Consider the following 19,619-nt stretch of genomic DNA (forward strand, 5'->3'; position numbering starts at 1 on the left):
TTAGCTGGATTACGGACTCATCCAATGAAAAAGAGGAGCAGTTCATCATTCTTCAGTAGTCGGTCGTTTTCTGGCATCCGCATCTCTGGTTGTTTCAAACCATGCCCGCCCGTGCTGGTAGCGGATGGCATGCCCTCCTAGACCTGCCGGTCTTAGATCGATCCGGTCCACGGCTCCACTTAGTGGCGGTAAGGGCCGCTTCCACTGTGATTCGTTTATCTGCGGATTGCGCTCCTCAACGAAGTTATCTGTGTCGGGTTGGATTTCTGCTGTGTCATTAGAGAAGTGTGCCGGCAACCCGATAAAGGAAGTGCCCGCGTATCCGATGAGTAGAGTTCTGTCTTCTTCGGCCTGCGTGGATATTGGTAACAGGGAATCTTCGTCCCAGAACCAGGTATTGGTCGCTTTGGAACGAAAATGTTCGTGAGTTAGGGAATTGATGTGATCGATCCCGTGAACCGGGCAGTAAACGGATGCCGTAATGCTGATGTCACCGTATAGGTCCACTTCGTCAGGGTTACCGCGTTTAAAATCGTTGATACAGATACACCAAGGTAATGAACGAGCATGATCAAAAGACACCATGCCAGCGTCTTCGGAAAGCGATGACCATAGTCCCTCAACCGGGCCACCCACGATCGGGACATGCCACACCATGTTGCCTACGCGCCTGCGAGCTAGGGACCGCCAGCCGTAGCGATGCCACTGGGCTAGTGCCAAAATGCTCACGGTTGCAGCAGCTGTTCCCAGATAATCGGATAATGCCAGATCTTCGAGTTCTTGAAGGGTGCGTCCTACCGCAGTAGGTAGTGCCATTGCAGTAGCTAACCAGAAGAGGATTGCGATCGAGCTTAAAGTCGCCGCCCAGGAGAGGCTGCGGTTTTTGATGCGTTTCAGTGACATCTGTGCATCCGGGCCTAGCTCGAGGGTGGCGCCGGTGTTGGACTCTGTGGCGAGATTCCGGACGGCGTGAATTTGTTGGTGGGAGATTTTTGTCTGGACAAGCCACCAAAGTGCCGCGGCGATGGTCCCAGCCCACCAGATAGCGGAATCTTCGGTGGTGTCGAGTGAATATGGTATTGCCGCATAGAGCAAAATGATGGGTGCCATGGCAACAGCCAGACGCCCAAAAAACCAGCCGGTAAGAGAAAAGAATAAGGCAACGAGGGTGGCAGAGAAACCGAACATGTCCGCAATTTGGTACGGGTGTTGCCAGTATTCTGGCGGAGGATCTTCCCAGCCCCGAGCCTCGATGAATGAGGCAACTGTTGTTATCAGGATGATCGCACAAGCGACAAGCATTTGTCGCCACGGACGGGGGCACAGTGGAAGCGCGTCCCATCCCTCGGGATTAGGTCTGATCAAGAAGTAAGTTTTATTCATTTTGCAACCACGGCGTTCATAAAATCATTCTCGCACTGGAATGAGGAAGAGTTTCTTCCAGCGTACTCATTCCAAATGGTCTGCGGCTTCTGGTCTGATAATAGGCGGCAAAGGATCTACGACTGTCGTCTTTGAGGGGAGCAAGTCGGATGGTTCAGAGGTCCCGTAGGACATGGGATGCAAGACATGCCAAAGAATAACCAAAGCTTTCTTTGAAACCGTCGCGAGATAATACCGGAATACCAACTAATTCTTGCCAAGCAGATTTACAGATATGGTTTGACAGGCACAACGAAGAGAATCTTTATCGCTTGTGACCTTAGCTAGGCCCTCGCATTTGTTACACGCGAACTCCCTCATCAGGCGTCTCCAGGACGCAGCAACGAGAGCAAATTCCGAGGGAGTCTGGTTCTCCCATTCGTTGAAGTGAACGATTGTATTGATAGCCCATTCTGCCTGTTTTGCTTCCAGAGCGGCCGTTTGAACCCGAGTATCCCAAGCGTCTAACTGAGCAACAAGCTCCGGTCGACCCCAGGAGTTAGCAGAATTTTTCCCCTTCCTAATAGTGGATCGAAGTGTACTGATGCTGCTGTTGAAGAGTTCCCCGAGAGTGTTTTGGCCATCAAGCTTGTATGGGATGGGTGCGGCGAGATTACTGGCACATTCGCGTCCTACGTGCTCCAGATAGGAACGTAAGGACCCAGCGGCAGTTTTCCATGACCTGCCTCTAGGAAGGTTTCGATTTCACCCCATGGTTCATAGTGTGCCCAATCGACGGGTCCACTATCGACATTCCAGGTTCGAAATTGAAGCACGTTCCGCCCCTGAACGAAGCCCAGTGACTTCATCTGACGCATCCATTGCTCATCATGCGTGGTCACAACAAACTGTGTGTCAGAAAACTGTTGAATCAACAACGTTACGACGAAGCGGCGATGGCCAGAATCAACCGACATCAGTACGTCATCCAAAGCGCACAAGGTAAATCCGGTACCCAATGTAAATTGAGCCAACGCGAGATAGAGGCATAGCCCCATCGCATCCTGATGGCCCTCGCTGTGGTATGCCCCAGGGGGAAACTCTCCGCGGCCGTAGAAGTCAACATTCATATCCAAGCCAGCACCCGACTGAGTTAGAGTGGCCGAAAACTGGCTCTCGTCGTCGGCGTTGATAGCGGAGTAGAAGAGCGCAAACTTCGACTGAACGGCAGAATAAATTTCTATGAGGCTCGCAGCAGTTGAATACTCGAAGACTTCGCAAGCTGTAGTTGATCTTAACGACTTCTCGGAAAGGCTAGAAGTCAGGCGTTTCTGTTCCGCATATTCATGAAAACTATGCGACAAAGATCGTAAGCGACCTTTTTGCTCGTCGGCTTCGTTTGGCAGGGGGAGCTCACGAACTTTCTTTTCGAGTTCGCAGGTCCACGACTTGATTGGAGCAATTTTCGACTTCGTCAGCGCCGCAAGTTCTGTCAGCTCCGAAGGGTTACTGATGCAACGAAGTGTCTTGGTTATTGCACGAATTACTTCAAGCTGTTTTTTTGTGTTGATTGCTTCCTGGCCAACCCCTTCAGCCACAGGAAGCGCAATTTCGATGGTTTGTTGTAAATCCGTGAAATGAGGGAGTAATCGGCTTGCTCTCAGTTTCAACGCAGCTATTTCTTCTCTTGCGGCGGCAGATTGAGCTTTTTTGCGTGCGATTACCTCCTCAAACTCGCCGAGTGGCCATGTGGTGGCGCAAACAGGACAGTCCGTGCCGTTGAACAGTTCCAACGCTGAATCTAGAAGAGCATCTGATTCTAATGCCGTCATGAACTCCGCTGAATTTGATCTATCAGCGGCATCCTCAACTAATTGGTCTAATAGACCATCGAGGTTAGTCGAAAGAGCAATTTCCACGGTGGAATGAAGCGCTGAGAGCCTTTGCAGCCATTCGTTTCGATTTGCTGATGGAGTGTAACTGCTCGGGGATGAATCGACCCCTTCGATGATCGCTTCGGGCGTTAGATCCTCTATTGGCGCAAGCCCTAGCTTTGTTCTGTTTGCGTTGATGGCTCTTGATAGCGTTTCAGGGTTAAAAGTTTCGATTCCCGAGGCATGAACCAATGCCCTCACTCGACTGGCGAGAACGGTTGCGGCACCTGCATAATCTCGTTTATCTGCATTTCGCACTCGAACTAGTAGCGCCCTCACTTGCCCAATGCGTTGAAGACCGAGCAAATCCGCGACACCGTCAGCTCGGCTTCTACCCTCAGCCAGCACGAAGCAGACAATCTCCCTTCGTGTTAGTGCAAACTCGGGATGCTTGAGCGTCCATTCGAGTGCCTCTTCCGCTTCGGGTGTTTTTGGGGAGATGGTTGGTTTTCGGGAAGTTGCAACGGACCTCCTAAGAATGTGGGATGAACCGGTTCCTACAACGGTGAATGTCATCTCGACCCAGGCATCTTTAGGAGTCTCGGCGATGTCGACATGGGGCGCATGGGACTTTACTGAAACCCCCGCCGTCCCGCTGCCTGTTAAGCGTGTGATAGATCCGGTGAGCGCAAACTCCAGTGCATCGATCACTCCGCTCTTTCCTGTCCCATTTCGTCCCGCAACTACGAAGGATTTTTGATTCATTTTGAACTCAAACGAGCGGATGCCCCGAAAGTTATTCACACGCAGTTTCTCAACCTTGATCATTTGTCGCTTCCTTCAAGCGCTGCGCGTATTTCAGCTTCATTCGGCACCTTGACGCGACTGAAAAGGGTAGCTAATTCTGAGCCTAGGCCTACGAAGCCGTCTTTTTCTTCCAAAGAGAGTCCAAAATCGATCATGATTCGATCTACAACGGAATGAACGGTCTCGTCCCCGGGTGCCTCATCAGGCGTAGTTTTCTCAGAATTGATCATGTGTTCATTCTGAAAGCTGGAGTCGTCAACCGCGGGCATTTCCATTTTCCGCGCGATTCATTACGTGGCTCTTCGCAGTTGAGGGTGCACATCTCTAATAGCAGTACTCAGTGTCCCGGGCGCGCCATAAAGGAACTAGTGCATTGTGTTGGAGTTGCGCGTCTTGGTCGCCGGTGGAGACTCTGGCGTATCAGAGGCGGTGTCCCATGGGATCAAATGTACCAATACTCGTGGAGTGGCCACTATAGCAACACATAGTTTGTGGTACTGGGTTTTGCGACGAAACATGCTTGAAAATCTGTTGTGTTTTCGAATGTCAGGAGTTTTGGTTGATCCCCACAGATCGGTGTGTCATTAACGACCGATATTGAGACCGCACAATTTATCTTGGAAATATTGTACTAGGCGTTGTTGCAATCTATGATACGGATCATTGAAATTGTCCAGACGGTGTCTGGACAATTTCAATGAGTCGCCACGTCGCCGTTTATGGCTAATGTGTCGGGCACCCATCAGTATCAAGTCGCCAATGTTGGCAACATGTTCAGCGGCGGCATGCAAACCATATGTCATCGCATCGGTATTCAGCGGTTCGATAAGCTGATTGCCGTAATCCCGGTGAACTAGCTTGTTGCTTGAAGATCTCCGCTATGGTAGGAACCCCGCTGCTCGGTTCACCATCCGTGAACTATTTTTGGCTGCTCAGCCATAGTATTCTTCCGCTCTGAGAAATGATTGGACTGGACTTGACCATTGCACTTCGCTTCCCATAAGTGCCTCGGACAACTCAATTTCAGACTCAAATAGCGGATCGTGATTGTCTCCTCCCTCCCCAAGAGGTTCTCTACCCGGTAAGAAACTCACATCCCAGAAAATTTCCGGCTCGTGACCGAGGATACAAACTATCACTTCGTAGTTTTTCCATACGCCACTGGTCATACACCCAACGAAGACGTCGACGCCTAGCCTAAAATTTTCAATACCGGGGTTCCAACTGTGCGATTGGGAGGACTCGTTTTCAATCATCTGTAACCGCCTCATCCGCGTCTGCAGTTCTTCTTTTACCACTAGTACTGCCCTCGATGCCCGTGGTTTTTCACGTGAGTTCGCCTATTTTTGACCTGAGTATTGAATGAATCTCATAGATTAATTAAGATGAGAAAATACACATGTTGCAGATTCTTCCACACCATACTTAGGTTTGGCTGGTTACGTGAAATATTCAATCATTTACAGTTCAATGTAATAGCCAAAGGAATCGATACCGAACATTGATGGAACAAACAATGCATTAATCCTGAAGTGTAATACCAGCGCTGGCCAAAATATGATAGTAGGTCTTCGGCGCGATTTGAGTTTCCAATAGTAATCAGAAGCTCAAGGGTCAAATTCCTTTCTTGGACTATCCATAAAGGGACCCAGTGGGTCAAATGGTGAAGCCAGAAGCCAGGATATATTGAGGCAGATGGTGTATGTTATCGCCAATTCAATAAACACTTGGGCCGCAGTGTAAGTAGCAATCGTCTTCATTTTGTATTCATTTTTCCAGCGAAAATCTTGAAAAATTATCACACTAAGAACCAAGGCAGGAACTGTGGCATGCATTACATATAGCAAATTATCCATTTTTATTACACTGAAATCCATTAGGGCCATGTTCCCGTCAACGCGTAGTCAGCGGCCAACCGCCGGCGCTGTGCAGGGTTCAAATCACGCCCAGCTGCAGCTGGCCTTCGACGCCCATGCCGGTCGCGTGATAGTCTCGCTGGCCCTGGATAACCTCACCAAGGGCACCGCCGGCGTCAATGCGTAGTGAGCGCTATCCAGTCGTACATTAGAGCTATTCGATACGCGCACAGGTGCCTCCAAATACGTCTGCTAATACACGATGGTTGGAGCCAGTGTTTAGCAGGAGTATTTGGTAGCACCTGTGTATCGAAACGGTAGCAGTAGTACGTGGACCGGATAGCACTCCGAAATCAGAGAAATCCACGCACCACCACCCGTTTACTGCTCTATGGTGTTCTAATGACTTGTGATGTACTCATACCGGCGCATGTTCGGCCCATCGAGCTGAATCATTTCACTCTTGGAAACCAACCGATTCAGAATCGACTCAGCAACCACCGCATCATACAACGACCGATACCAGTCCTCCGAATCAAACTCCAAAGTGACGATCGTCGACCCCCGATGCTCCCGAGCCGACAGAATATTCAACAGCTCACTGGCAATATGCCAGAATAATTACAGATATTAATTGTTGTGAAATGCGGGAGTATTTGTATTCGCACTTCATACTAATCAATAATGCTTTAAAGCTCATCGACAAAGAAATGATTTTCCAACTTGCGAATTGCGGACTGAATCGTGATCCCTCCTGAAGCTTTGATTACATTAGAGATCGCCAATCTAGCTTGCCGATCATCAAAGGAATCCAATTCGATGGCACGCTTGTCAATAAATCTTTTGTCATTTTCTGCAAACTGCGGCGACCGAACCCTGATGGAAAAAACATTCCCAATTTCTTCAGAGAAAATCTCCAGTCCTAGCTTCCGGTAACTTAATCGAAGCTCATACATAGTTGCCCAAGGCATTCCAGCAAGCCCGAAAAATTGATTCGGGGGATACCTTAGGTTCTCTTCCGGCTCATCGCCTGCGAAATTGCCATGAAAGGGTTCCTCCATAAAATCAATGGATATCCTGTGGAGAAAAGAAGAATTCGCCAATTTTACCACCTTCTGACTTTTACGTGATAATTTCCATACTTATTTGGGTATCCTGAAGTTTTTTTGGAAGAAGGGCGCTTGGAATACCTTTCGAGGTTTCCGTATTTTCCCCGCTTGCCTTGCTTTGCTGCGGGATTTCGATATCCGCGTAGACCACGCGAACTCATAATACTTCCACCCTTGCTGCCATAATTATTTACATAATGGCCTCTTCTTCCGGCATGTATTCTCGTTGCTTTTTTCCAAACTTTTCTACTTACGGATTTTCCGTAGGTTGCACTACCTCCATATCTCGAAGTACGGACTAATCTCGCCGCTTTGAAGGTAGATCTAGAGATTCGCGTTGATTTGTACAATTTATACCCATGATACGCAGCACGCGCAGCCCGTACTCCAGCGGAAATTCCTCGCAACGGAATTGCTACAGCGTTTACTCCAGGAATGAATGAAGCTGCAGTAAGCACAACATCAGCTGTGTCCCACCATCCCCATTCCCCAGATACGTCGTTAGCGTTTACTGGATTCTGCGGGTACACATACGATGTCGAGTTACCGCCTTCAACTGGGTCGCGGCTGGTAAACAGGCCAGTGACCGAGTTATAGAGTCGAGCTCCCATCAGGATCAGCCCGCTCATGTCGACTGCGCGTTCATCGGCTCCGTGCCATCCGTAAGTGGTGGCGCCGGTGTTCACTGGTTCGGTGAGCTGGTTGCCGTACTCATCGTACTGAGCCCATCCGGTGATACCTTGCCCTGCACCGGTACCGGTCAACGGTAAGGTCGCGACTACGTCCCCGTGGGGGTTGTTCACGGCCAGTTCGACGGTGTTCCCGGTAATGGTCAACGCCAGGTCTCCACCGATGGTGGATTCGTACCTGGTGGTGATGGTTTGGGTACCTTGCTTACGGGTGCTCCAGGCAGGGTTATCCGAATCATCGGCGTAGTGCTTGGTTTCGGTTCCTGCAGCCGCGGTTCCCGTAGAGGTCACCGTCAGGCGGCGACCTGACGGGTCCCGGGCGATGGTTGACGTGGTGCCGTTGCGGGTGATCGCTGCGGCCGCGTCATCGGCGAAGTACTTCACCGTGATCGCCCCAGCCCCGGCCTTCACTCCGTTGGCAGCTGCTGACGCATCCGCTGCAGGAACCGTGGTCTGCCGTCCCAACCCGTCATACACATACCCAGCGCCCACGCCGACGCGGTCTGCTGCGTCGTAGGCCCAGGTCCGCTTGGCGGTCTGGGTGCCGTTGACCGTGGTGGTCAGCGTGGTCCGATTGCCGTTCTTATCAAACGCATACTTCCGCACCGTCGTGGGGGTGACCGCACCTTCCTCGGAGTCTGTATTCAGTGTTTCACCAGGTTGGGCAGTGATGTCCTTGACTTCGGTGAGTCGTCCAGCTCGGTCGTAGGTGAACGCGCGATCGTAGGCTGCGCCGCGGTCTCCTGCGGTTGAGGTGCCTGCGAGCACGTCGCCTTCGGGGGTGGTTTCACCCATGATGCGTCCGGTGACGTCGCGGTTCAGTTCCCACGCGATCCAGGTCCCGTTCGAGGTGGTTCCGTCTTCGGCTTTCAACGGTCCGTCGTAGGCTAGACGGACTTGTTTGCCGGATTCGTCGTAGTCCATTTTCTGGGTGAAGCCCCCGGGGATGACCTGGGTGAGGACGTTGCCGTCCCCGTCATAGCTGGCCTTGTAAGTGGCGGTGCTGGTGCCGCCGTGCTTGGACACGGTCATGCTGGTGACCGCACCCTGATACTCGGTGGTCCCATCGTTGGACAGTGCCCCGTACTTGTACGTGGTGGTCGAGACAGGGGAGACCGTCTTGGAGACGTTGCCGAATCCGTCGTACTCGGTGGTGGTCGTTTCTCCTAGTGAGTTCGTGTAGGAGGTGGTGCGTCCCCACAAGTCCTGGGTCCACTTGATCTCGGATTGCGGCAGTGAGCCGGAAGCTACCGCGCGCACCCCGTTCTGTACGCCGGTGGCGTCGTAGAGCTTCTCTGCCGGTTGCACCGCAGTAGTGGTGATGCCGCTGGTGGTGACAGTGGTCTTCAGCTCTTGGCCGTCGGCTCGGTAGGTTTGGGTGGTGGTGCGTTTGGCGCCATCGGTCCCGGTCGAGGCTTCGGTGAACGTGGCCGGCTGGCCATAGATGTTGAATCCGGTCTGGTGCTTGGCTACCGACCCGGCGCCCTGCGGGGTGTTCTTGCACAAGTACCCTGCGTACTCCGGAGCATTGCCGCAGGTAGCATCGTCAGCATTCGCTGCGGCGGTGTAGTAGGTGCTCTTCGTCGTGCCAGCATCGGCTCCCGCGGATTTCGGCTGCCGGGACTCGATCACGCGGCCCTGGTCGTCGAACCGGGTTTCAGTGACGATATTATCCGCAGTTTTAGCCATGACCTGGGTGACCTTGGTCGGTGAACCAACCACCCAACCTGAGCGTAGGTTGTTCTTGTCTGTTGCGGCTTTCCCGTTCTTGTCGGTCGTGTAGGCGTTATAGCCGTTCTCCACGTGGGTGATGATAGGTTCCCCGGTGGCATCTGGTTCTGTTTTCCCGGAGCTGGCCTTTGAAGTCACTACCGTGGTTGGCAGCATGCGCGGCATGCCCCCGGCGTCCACATCCGTGATCGGCGTGTAGCTGGTTTTGGTATGGACACGGGAGGGCTCATCGTTTTCATCGGTGGTTACCGGTGAATAGGTGTCGGTGACGTAGCCGCGGAGGAACTCGGCGGTCGCCTCATTCTTGGCGATTTCTGCAGCTTTTTCCGTGGCATCGGTTTTGGTTGAGAGGCCGTTGCCTTCATTATCGACGAACTTCGCTAAGTCAGCGAAGTAGACGCTTATGGACGCATAGTCTTCATGGCTTTTGAGTACCCCGTCCTTGATATTGGATGAGTCTTTTGCCGCAGCCAAAATGAATCGAATGCCGCGGGCATCGTAATCACGAACGATATTGCCGTCCGCGTTAAACACGTTGGCTGTGATCTGCCAGGCGCCTGCCGCATAGGATGCGGTGTTGACGACGCGGTTCTGCGGATCCGTATAGTGCAGGTCTGCATACTTGAAATCAGCCGCGGTGACAGAGGATGCTTTGGAGGTTTTAACGTCTTTTCCTGGCCCGAATACTGCGTAACCCGTGACCGGTCGCTTAGTGCCTTCTTGCTCCCACAGCTTGACTTGGCCTTCGGAAAGGTTGGGGGTGTTCTTCCCATCGCCTACGACGTCAAGACCGTAGACGAAGCGCGCAGTCTGGACTTTTGTATTGCCGTCGGTCGCGTTGCCGCGTTCGACGAGCTCAAGCCAGTCGGAGCGGTCTGAGTCGTTGGCCTTGCCGTAGGTGTAGTAGGTGGGAGCATCCACGCGGGAGCCTGAGCTTGTTTTCTCTTCCGTGGAAGCCAGCAATGGTACCCCGGCTTTGGAGTCAGTGCTGTAGGTGTAGGTGGTGGTGTCTCTGGTGCGATTATCTTTCACACTGATCAGTCGTGCGTCCAGGCTGGTTCCGTCATACCCGTATTCGGCAATACCTACGGTGTCCATCGCCTTCTTGGCTGGGTCCCAGGCGGTGTAGGTGACCTTGGTGATTTTGCCTGACGTGTCGTAGGACAGGTTGATGCGTCGGCATCCCTTCACCGGAGTTGCCTCAGTGTGTACGAGGGTCGCCGTGTCGCAGATGAGGTTGGTTTCGGTGCCGGCGATGACCATGGTGGTTTGGCCGGCCGTGTTCGAGACGAATTTGCTGGTCCCGGTGCCGTTGCCGCCGGTGACGGTCTCGGTGATCCATTCCCAAATCTTGGGGTTACCCTCCAAATTGGCACCGCGCTTGAACGTAGTCACCGTTCCGTCTTCTTCGGTGACCTTGATCCGCGCGTTGGTTCCGGAGCCGGACAGGGCGAGCTTCCAGCCCGAAGCGGTGGCGTCTTCGTTGGCCGGCGTGTAGGTTCCGGTCTTCAACGACACACGGCCGTTGCCTGGCTGGCGGAAGACGGCTGCGGTTTCATCGTCACTGACCAGGGTGATGGAGCCGTCCACTGCGGTGGATTCGGCGACCAATAATCCTGCCAGCCCTTCGTCGGGGCCTTCGATGTTGGCGCGCCATCCTTTGCCGAAGATGCGGGAATTGGCTCCGATCCCGGAATAGGAGGAGTAGGAGCGGCTCACCGACAGGCCGGTATTGCCGGCGTTGACCTCGACGTCGGTTTCGGAAAGGTTCAGTTCGCCGGTGGTCAGTGCGACCTGGCCGTCGCCGGCCTCGGCGACGGGGTAGTTGTCTCCGAAGGCGTGCGGCAGCTTGGTGACCTGGACTGGTTTTTTGGACTTGTTCGTGGTGCACTGCAGCTTAGAAGTTGATGGTGCTCCGGCGTAGTCGAAGCAGACCTGTACTTCTACGAGTGCTGCAATCCGGTCTTTGCCCAGCTCCTTGAGTTTGCCTGCCGGAGCTGCTGCGACATCGATCATGGTGTCGATTTTGACGGGCTGGCCCGCTGCGATCTCTGCCAGTGTTGCCGCTTCGTACCAGCCTGCAGTTGCGCCGTATGTTGAGGTATCTGCCGTTGCGCTGTTGGCTTCGCGCCAATATACCTTTGGCGTGACCGCACCGGTGGAGGAGGTGGGCCCTTGACCGGTGACCTTGAATGAATCCGAGGTCGTGGAACCGGCAGCGGGAGAGCTGAGGGAAGCGACGCCGTTGCCGAAGGTCCACGTGGTGGTTCCTGAGGTGTTGTTGGCCAAATCTGTGGCTTTCACCCGCAGCACGTTCGCCCCCACCGGGTTCAGTGCCACCTTGGCTTCGTTGGCCGTGGGCTTGAGCGCCTTCCAGGGGGCGTCGTTCAGTTGGTAGGAGATCGTGGCGGCATCTGCGTTGGACTTGAACGTGAAGGTGTTCGAAGCGGGCTTCGCAGGCAGCCACCCGTTGTTAGCGATTCCGCCGGTGGAGGTGATCGTTGGGGCGGATGGTGCGACAGTGTCAACGGTGAACGTCGTGGCAGGTCCGGCAGCCTTGGACCTCAGCGTGCCGTCATTGGCCCAGGCCTTGACGGTGTAGGTGCCGTCTTTCAGTGCGGCCTTGTATATGGAGACCTGTTTGGAAGCGACTGATGAGCCAGCTTGCTTGCTCAGGGTGCTGGTGCCGGTCATGTCGAACTCGGCATTGACTTTTCCTCCGTCCGGGTCAGTGACCGTGGAACGGAGTGTTTGGGATTTCTTGTTCACCCAGAGCTTTCCGGTGGAGTCTTTGACGGACTCGCCTGCGCCGAAGGACACTGCTGAAGGTGTGCTGGGGTAGGAGTTGTAGGTGACGATGAACTGCGGTTCGATTGGATCATTGGCACCAGCAATGTAGTTTGCTGAGCGGTACCGCTTCCAGGTGTAGTTGTTTGTCTCATCGGCTGCGATCAACCGGACCCCGTAGTTCTTGGTGGGGTTATCTGCCCAGTACTGGGCGATCGGGGTGATCGGGTAGTAGACGTATCCTGCAGCGCAGCTCGAAGAGTAGCCCTTGGAGACGTTGTTCGTCCCTTCACCACTGGTCGTGGCGGTGGGCTGCTTGGTCCAGCGGACATCGGAGGAAATCCAGTCGCTGGTCAGTCTTTGGACTTTCACTGGGGCGGAGGTGCACGAGTAGGAATGGTAGTTATGCATCTTCAGTTCGGCTTTGGTGATCTTCTTCCCATCCAAGGCCGAGGAAGCGAACTGCAGGAACGAACGTGACTTCAATGCGCCGGCGTTGAACGTGCCTACACGCAGTTCCGGGTCGCCGGCCTTGGAGCCCGGGACATCGGCCTGAACCCACGTATCAGAGACACCCGACGACCAAGTCGGATCAATGGTGACCGGGTACTGACGCTGTGGATCTTGCAACCAGGCGGCATCAGCGTTCAAGGTGAGCACCGGGACACCATCTTCTTCGGTGAGCGTGGTGTCCACGGTGCGTTCGGCAGGATGCAGTCCGGATGCTTCATCGATTTTGGCATCCCACATCGTTGGCGCCGGGGCGAAGAACACAGTCTCGCCCTTACCGTTGATGGCGCGAAGGTCCCCGGTGTCCTTGTCCCTTGTGAGCTTCAAACCTTTAGAGAGCTTGATGGGGAACCGTAGCGACACGTCCCCTTCGGGGGCTTGTTCCAGGACGGTGCGGTGTGAGAAGCCCGACCGCAGCGGCTCGACAACCACGCTGGCGTCCACCGACTGGGGTCCGGCAGGCATCTCGAGTGACGGTTCCGCTGATTCGGTGGCCGGCTCTGAAGAAGTGCTTGCGGGTTCAGAAGGCTCCGGAGTTGAATCTGAGGATTTTGCATCCTCATCCTCTTCGGGCTGCTCTTCATTGACCTCGGGAGTTTCCGTTTCGGTGGGAGACTCTGAAGGAGCGTCCGAAGGGACTGGGTCCACTGTGGAGGTTTGTGGCATGACGTCGCCGGATGGATCTTCGATGATGGGCACCTGCACTTGTTCGGTGTAGGTGGCTTGGTTCTCACTGATCTGCGGGGCAGGTAGTTCACCTTCCCAGCCCAGCTTCAAGGTGGAGCCTTCGTGCTCACCGGTGGACTCCAGCTGAGCGAGGATTACCGAATCCTGGGTGGGGCCATCGCCGATGTCGTCGGTTCCGTCCGCGATGGTGAGCTCGGTACCATCACCTACGACCGGGGATGCGGTGTCGGTCAGTTCCCCGTCGGCGCCTAGGGGAACGAAGCTGTCTTTTCCTTCTTTGAAGCGGGCCGCTGAGGTCGTTTCGGACGTCCAGGTTCCATCCGGGTTGGCGAACACCTGTTCGGTGGCCGTGCGGAGGGACAAGTCTTCGACGCGCTGACCGGTGGCCTTGGCCGTAATTTGGGCTGAAACCCCATCGGGGCGTTCAGTGACGTCCTCGACGGTTTGCTCGGTACCCTGCGGTTCCTCGTCTGCGAAAGCAGAGGGAACGAAAAGGCTCGATGCCAGCAATGCTGAAGTGCTGCCTATCGCGATGGCAGACAGGATTCTCCTCTTGCGCACTGTGAAATCTGTCCACAAGCGTGCAGAGGTATCCCCAAGTAAGTGGTGCACCATGACCCCGTTTTCGATAAGAAATTAAGCTGGCACATAGCCAACACATAGATTCTGCTATAGGGGCACGTCACATAATGCAATTTTTGATGGAGAAATGAAATTGTAGCCAAACTGTGACTAAATCTTGCTTGGCTAACTAACAGCTAAGGGACCGTCTGCATTCATGAAGGGATCGGGCGTCCGCTGGCGCGGCCGGCTGTTGGCCCGGACTTCGTCCGGTCTTTTCCTGTTTTTTGCTGCTGTCCTTCGGAGTGTACGGGCCACCTCCAAACCCACAAGCCACTCGCTGCGCTTCGGGCGTGCTCCACCCAGAAATTCTCGGGCCGCGCTCTTTCGTCGCTTCTTCCGGCCCAAGATTTTCGTGGGTTGCGCAGCCCTGGCGGGTTGATGGATTTTCCGGCTGGCCCCGCTTCATTGCATTTGGCCGGCAGAAAAATAACCGGGGGACGATTTTGGCCGGCTGGCCCGCGCGTAGGCAAGCATACGAGCGGAGGTTGCCCGATAACGGGTACCGGGTTTCGTGTTGCGTGGAGGATAGCGATCTCCCCGCGTTGGGCGAATCGTCAGGGACCGTCCTTTCAAAGTTCCTGCCGTGGCGAGGTCGGACGCCACCGGCAGCGTCTAATATAGTGCGACCCGTACGCCTGCTGGTAGTGATCGGAACCACGGCATCGGTGATGAAATCACCAGCCTGCATCCCCGCCGAGAGACCTGCAGCAGATCCGGACGGAAAAGGACCAAGTACATCGCCATGTCACCACTCATCCATTAAGCGCTGCAATCACCGCAAGAACCCAAGAAACCGTGTCTGCATCTTATGAAACAGCATTGGCCAGTCACTGGTCTTTTCGGAAAATTTCCACGATATGTATACCGGATGATCGATGCCGTTGGAAGCAAGGATTTCGGCTATTAAACCTGTCATCCACCCAATAGAAGGTAATGAATGAAGACCAGAAGAGAAGGAGAGCAGAGCAGAAGAAACCCCTGGTCCATTCCAAATACCATCAGAAATCGGTGGAGATTCCTTCGAGAAGGTACAACGGGAATCAACTTCGATCGCCAGGGCAGTAGAGATCCGCGAGGCGAGAGAGTTGAGAACATCGTCAGAGAAAGCATTCTTATGCCCAGACAGTACCTCGACCGAAATATCCCGTCTATTCTCATTCGTCTCAAGTCCAACAACTCCACTTAGGCCCTCTGATGGGAGCACACCGGAATTGAGATTCTTTAGCTGTTGGAGCGGAACGGCAAAATCAACATGTGCTAGAGGACTAGAACTTGCAGATCGAAAAGTATCGGCTAAAACAGTCAATGCGTAGCATGGAAGAGTTGCGTTAGCCGCAGCAGCTCGGACACCTACCTGGAACCAATAATCCGGCGCGTTCACCGAGCTGTGAAAGTCATCCCGGCTACCCGCATCGTTGACCAGCCATGCACGTTCCACTGACTCATCTTCAACGCCCCACAGTAACTCGGAGTAGTCGTTGAGGAAACCAACTGGGTCGGATAAAGACCTATCGGCCGGCACGCTCGATTTGGCTTCCCAAATGCCAATGAACATCGGCTCTGAATAATTTGACGAGAACAAACTTGAACCCTAAGTGTGTGAATAGGATCTAACGGTTTAGTTAGAGAACACGGCAGTTCACATCGGCCTGCATGCGCTTGATCTCAGTGGTACCGATTCGGCCATCAGCATCTACATCAACATGGTCCCTCCACGAAACCCACCACCAGGATTCAGCTTTGTCTTCTTGGAACAGTTTTACGTTCCCAGTATCCCGAGCCCTTGTAATTGGTGTAGTACTCGTAAAAGCATGAGATCACGTAAGAGAGTGCAAGTGCGATCCGTTGTCCTCAAGTCAGCTCGATTTATGCACGAAATTGGATGGCGTTCCAGCAAGTGCAAATGGGGAACGCGCTGCTTCACGGAGGCGGCATTGGGGCAACGGTGCGGGCTATTTGCGTAGTTGCCGCGTTGCGGGAGTATGTTCCGGACGTGCGTGTCCTTGCACCACGTTGAGGTAACTGCTGCTCAAATGGCCAATATCAAGAGCTCGGATCCCGCGTTCGGAGAGTTTTTTGGCCAAAACGGTTCCGGCCGGGCCCAGGGAAATAATGGCAAGGTCCGGATTCTTTTCCAGGGTCTCGGAGACAACTCGCTCCAGATCGGTAAATGCGTCCTTGGGAGTTGAATGGATAAAGTCTGCGGTTTTCAGGTTATCGAAAAGTGCCGGGACCAAATCAAACCGTGAGCCCTCGCCGGTGATGATGACGGCATCTTTCCGGTCCCAGACTTTGCGCCATAGCTCTACTGCTTCCTGGCCCAGGACTTCAAACACTCGGGGCCTGGTGATATGGGCATTGATGTATTTTTGCTGAGGGTTAACCAGTGGCTTCAAGCTGGGCCACAGCTCGGCATACACGTTGGACCAGTGGGCATCTCGGAATAAGAAGGGGAAACCGATGAGCAGGTCTTCGGATTGAGTTTCAAAGACTTCCCGGAGCTGATACTGGAGCTCCTTGGAGTTGCTTTGGAAGCCTAGGTTGAACTCTGGGCGGAGCATGAGCCGGAATTCGCCATCTCCGAATCGTGCGATGGAGGCGTTAGACGCGGCCAGTAGCTCCAGAGACTCCTTAAAGGGCAGGACTTGGTGCGCGTAGACTTCTGCCACTTCGTCCATGAACCGGCCAGTGGTGGCAGTGCGAATCGCGGTCAGCTCGTTGCGATTTTTCTTCAGTTCGGCGATCACTTGCTTGAGCAGTGCCGGCAGTTCCTCGTGGCCGCCCATCTTGACAGGAATGGGTTTCTTATTCCGGATCTCCACGTGGAAGGTGCGATTCGCGATTTCTTTGATCTTTGACAGCAAAACTAGTATCCGTTCTCGCGGAGGAGCCGCGTTATCCCGCACTGCAGGGCCGCAGGGTGATGCGCAGAGGCTGCAATGTATTGCATTGATTCTATGCGTCTGGATTCATCTTACGATGCGCGTCGATGCCAGGTCAGGGCTGTGGTCGTGTCGCTCAAACAATTAGATGGATGGATAAGCGAAGTGTCTGCGGTTCAAATGTGGGCAATTATCCTTTTACGAGTCTGCAGTGGACGCGCAATGTTAAAGCGATTCCAGGGGCGACGCGCGTCTTACCGTCTAGCTGGGAAGGATCGAATGCTGTGATCGCGGTGGACTACTCGACCAATCCGATGCGGGAAGATTCGGTGTACTGGGTTCCTGCGGTCAAGGTAATTGCAAGGTACGGGATGCCTATTGCTACTAGCGTGAGAGCCATTTCGAAGCCCCATGTAACGGGAAGCAAGATCGCGACTGAGAAGCTCACTGCCAAAATCGATGCTATCTATTTCCCATGCAGAGTTTCCAAGGTATGCCCAGGGGAGCCCTAATGCTGGTGCCACCGGGTCAACGTTCATTCCCGGTGCTGAGTTCGTTGGTCAGAACTGTCACGAGTGAGTCTACGGGCAAGGTCGTTCCAGCGAAGCTGAAAGTAGCAAAGCCGCCTGCGACTACTGGCAAGCCACTGGCAGGGAGATCAAAGTAAGCGCTGGTACCTAAAAGGCGAAGGACGTGAAATTTTCGTATCAGTGCCCGCGCTCGGAAAAGATTATCGGCGAGGCCCCCCGGACTATTGGCTAAGCGGGGGCAAGACACCATGCCGAGATTGGTTGGCCGACAGCTCCTATGCTCCTCGGAGATAAGGAGCTGTCAACAATATAACGGGTCTTTGGTGAAGTTGATACCGGCACGGGAGAGCAACTGCATGCGTAATCCGTCGATGTTCCAGCTCACCCATCGGGCGAACTTGCGTGATCGGCTCAACGCGAGGGAGAAGTGGGTGTAGTCGATGACGGGAGAGCCGTCGAGCTGCACGAGATCTTCGGCAATCTCGGCGTTGGCGGTGGGGAGGTCAAGGCCGTGGTGAGGAAGTGCAGGTGAAATCCCGCGGACTCACTGGACAATTCTTTCTACCGACTCATGGATGGCACGTGCGATTTTTCTGGATTCGGCATTAAACATGGAAGCATCCTGCAAAGACCGCGGGATGCTTCCATGCGAAAGAGTCTGTTGAGACATGAACAATCATTGCCACCCTTGTTGCAGATGAGGTCTCTCCCTCATGGGGATTCAGCAATCCTGGACGGCTCCGACGATATCAACCATCACCAGCACCGCGACAGAAACCTCAGCCGTGTGATGCAGACGATCAGAATAATCAGGGGTTTGACCTCAGACTTTTCTCTATAGTTCGGTTACTCTCGCTATTTCATCAAACTTGATGGTGACTGACTCCGCTGATCCATCACTTATCATCAGATCGGCTGTCTTCTCAAACGAATTCCAGCGTGCCGTCACTTGAACAGCACCGACAGATTCCAAAGCCACTGTCCCAGACCCGTTGGAAGATGGAATGCTCACTTCATGGCCGTTGACCGTTACTGAAAGGTTCGCAGGAACTTTTACGGTAAAACAATCATTTTTTGCACAAACATCCATGACGGCATCCACAGATAGTGACTGGGATGTATCTGAAGTTGAGCAACCAGCTGCGATCAGAACAAATGATGCAAGGGCTAATCCCTTTGCCCAGGTGCGTCCTAGCATCGGTAAGACCCGGCTTGGCTTGATTTCTGCCATAGATTTGAGCTCGTATTCCATGAGATTCCGATTGAAGACTTACCTATACTAAAACCGGTCAGCTTTGTAGAGTTCCAAGAATGCCCATATTTCGCAAAAGCTTGAAGGCATTTAGTTGAACTCGTGGTTAGCGTATAGGTCAAAGTTCCTTTATATGTAGGACTGTGTCCGTAAAGCGCGCCGTAGCCCCAATCCTGGAACGCCCAACCCGCACCATATTGATTGTTGGTTTCCAGCCATCCAGTTTTCTCACACTTGTTATAGCTGTTGCACCCCACAAAGGAAACGCCCTTGTTGGTGACGGCGCGGTTGAACGTAATTGCTAGCCCGTCGGGTCCACCGATCTGAGATTTGCCGCGTGGACACTCGGAAAAGGGTGCATTCTTCCAATTGTATCGAGCATACGCATAAATCTTTGTCCCAGATTTTACAATCTGGGGGCGAGAAATATTTATGTCACCTGCACTCGACGAAGGCTTGGTAACACGGCACCCGAGCTTGGCCGGTTCAGCTACCCCAAGAAGAAAATCGCTGGGTTTTACTGTCACTGGGATTGTCGCCAGAGTTTCTGCCGGCTCCGAAAGGCCCAGCTCATTCATCTTGGCTGACGTTAGCTGATCGAGAGTTACCAACAATGACACTTCACTGCGGAATGCTTCCTCTTCAGCACTCGTACGGTCGTCTGCACTGAAAGGTACAATCACCCCGTTTGATAAAGTGATCGTCTTCGATGACGGATCGTCTTTCAGAAGAGACGCAGATTCGGCTGCTGGAATAGGCGAAGCGCTCTTGACATCGCTTAGGTTTAGATCCGTATCTTGTGATGCGTAAGAAGGCATCGCAGCCATGGTCAGCGCCAATGTCAGCCCAGAGACAAGCATCGTCATTAGTCCCTTCAAAGGGCCCTCTTTCAATTGATAGCCAATTCCAAGTAGGGACC

The 19,619-nt window shown here is 53.6% G+C and carries 12 protein-coding genes and 1 pseudogene; 1 reads left to right on the forward strand and 12 read right to left on the reverse strand.

All coding sequences use genetic code 11. The annotated features are described in order from the left end of the window. Positions 1-45: 45 nt before the first annotated feature. The 5 genes from ACIOJF_RS14245 to ACIOJF_RS14265 form a co-directional block, all read right to left on the reverse strand. Complete coding sequence (locus ACIOJF_RS14245; protein ID WP_402741782.1) at positions 46-1,383, reverse strand: hypothetical protein; 1,338 nt, start codon at positions 1,381-1,383, stop codon at positions 46-48. A gap of 671 nt (positions 1,384-2,054) precedes the next feature. Further along, positions 2,055-4,064 (reverse strand): ATP-binding protein, encoded by a 2,010-nt coding sequence (locus tag ACIOJF_RS14250; RefSeq protein WP_105662465.1) that lies wholly within the window; start codon positions 4,062-4,064, stop codon positions 2,055-2,057. Further along, positions 4,061-4,273: a hypothetical protein gene (locus tag ACIOJF_RS14255; RefSeq protein WP_146112323.1), complete on the reverse strand. Its 213-nt coding sequence runs from the start codon at positions 4,271-4,273 to the stop codon at positions 4,061-4,063. Before ACIOJF_RS14255 ends, ACIOJF_RS14250 begins: the two co-directional genes overlap by 4 nt. Before the next feature lie 702 nt (positions 4,274-4,975). After that, complete coding sequence (locus ACIOJF_RS14260; protein ID WP_146112322.1) at positions 4,976-5,299, reverse strand: hypothetical protein; 324 nt, start codon at positions 5,297-5,299, stop codon at positions 4,976-4,978. A gap of 351 nt (positions 5,300-5,650) precedes the next feature. Further along, positions 5,651-5,920: a hypothetical protein gene (locus tag ACIOJF_RS14265; protein ID WP_146112321.1), complete on the reverse strand. Its 270-nt coding sequence runs from the start codon at positions 5,918-5,920 to the stop codon at positions 5,651-5,653. A gap of 28 nt (positions 5,921-5,948) precedes the next feature. On the opposite strand from ACIOJF_RS14265, the pseudogene ACIOJF_RS14270 reads away from it, so the two are divergent. Next, positions 5,949-6,074 (forward strand): annotated as a pseudogene (locus tag ACIOJF_RS14270) (N-acetyl-gamma-glutamyl-phosphate reductase); the annotation flags it as partial. Between the two features lie 224 nt (positions 6,075-6,298). Here the strand turns inward: ACIOJF_RS14270 and ACIOJF_RS14275 are convergent. From ACIOJF_RS14275 to ACIOJF_RS14305, 7 genes are all read right to left on the reverse strand, one after another. Continuing rightward, complete coding sequence (locus ACIOJF_RS14275; protein ID WP_286134333.1) at positions 6,299-6,493, reverse strand: ATP-binding protein; 195 nt, start codon at positions 6,491-6,493, stop codon at positions 6,299-6,301. Between the two features lie 95 nt (positions 6,494-6,588). Further along, positions 6,589-7,002 carry a hypothetical protein gene (locus ACIOJF_RS14280; RefSeq protein ID WP_105658543.1) on the reverse strand — a complete coding sequence of 138 codons (414 nt, stop codon included), beginning with the start codon at positions 7,000-7,002 and terminating at the stop codon, positions 6,589-6,591. A gap of 2 nt (positions 7,003-7,004) precedes the next feature. Further along, positions 7,005-13,973, reverse strand: a complete 6,969-nt coding sequence (locus ACIOJF_RS14285) for a DNRLRE domain-containing protein (RefSeq protein ID WP_181148918.1) — start codon at positions 13,971-13,973, stop codon at positions 7,005-7,007. A gap of 835 nt (positions 13,974-14,808) precedes the next feature. Beyond that, entirely contained in the window at positions 14,809-15,591 is a 783-nt protein-coding gene (locus ACIOJF_RS14290) for a hypothetical protein (RefSeq protein ID WP_146112969.1), read from the reverse strand. A 397-nt stretch (positions 15,592-15,988) separates the two neighbouring features. Continuing rightward, complete coding sequence (locus ACIOJF_RS14295) at positions 15,989-16,900, reverse strand: GT-D fold domain-containing glycosyltransferase (protein WP_105662468.1); 912 nt, start codon at positions 16,898-16,900, stop codon at positions 15,989-15,991. A 1,383-nt stretch (positions 16,901-18,283) separates the two neighbouring features. Next, positions 18,284-18,679 (reverse strand): hypothetical protein, encoded by a 396-nt coding sequence (locus ACIOJF_RS14300; RefSeq protein ID WP_146112352.1) that lies wholly within the window; start codon positions 18,677-18,679, stop codon positions 18,284-18,286. Further along, positions 18,640-19,566, reverse strand: coding sequence for a hypothetical protein (locus ACIOJF_RS14305; protein ID WP_133833153.1), 927 nt, complete (start codon positions 19,564-19,566; stop codon positions 18,640-18,642). Before ACIOJF_RS14305 ends, ACIOJF_RS14300 begins: the two co-directional genes overlap by 40 nt. Between the last annotated feature and the right edge of the window lie 53 nt (positions 19,567-19,619).

It is taken from the genome of Glutamicibacter sp. NPDC087831 (assembly GCF_044742845.1).
Lineage (GTDB): Bacteria > Actinomycetota > Actinomycetes > Actinomycetales > Micrococcaceae > Glutamicibacter.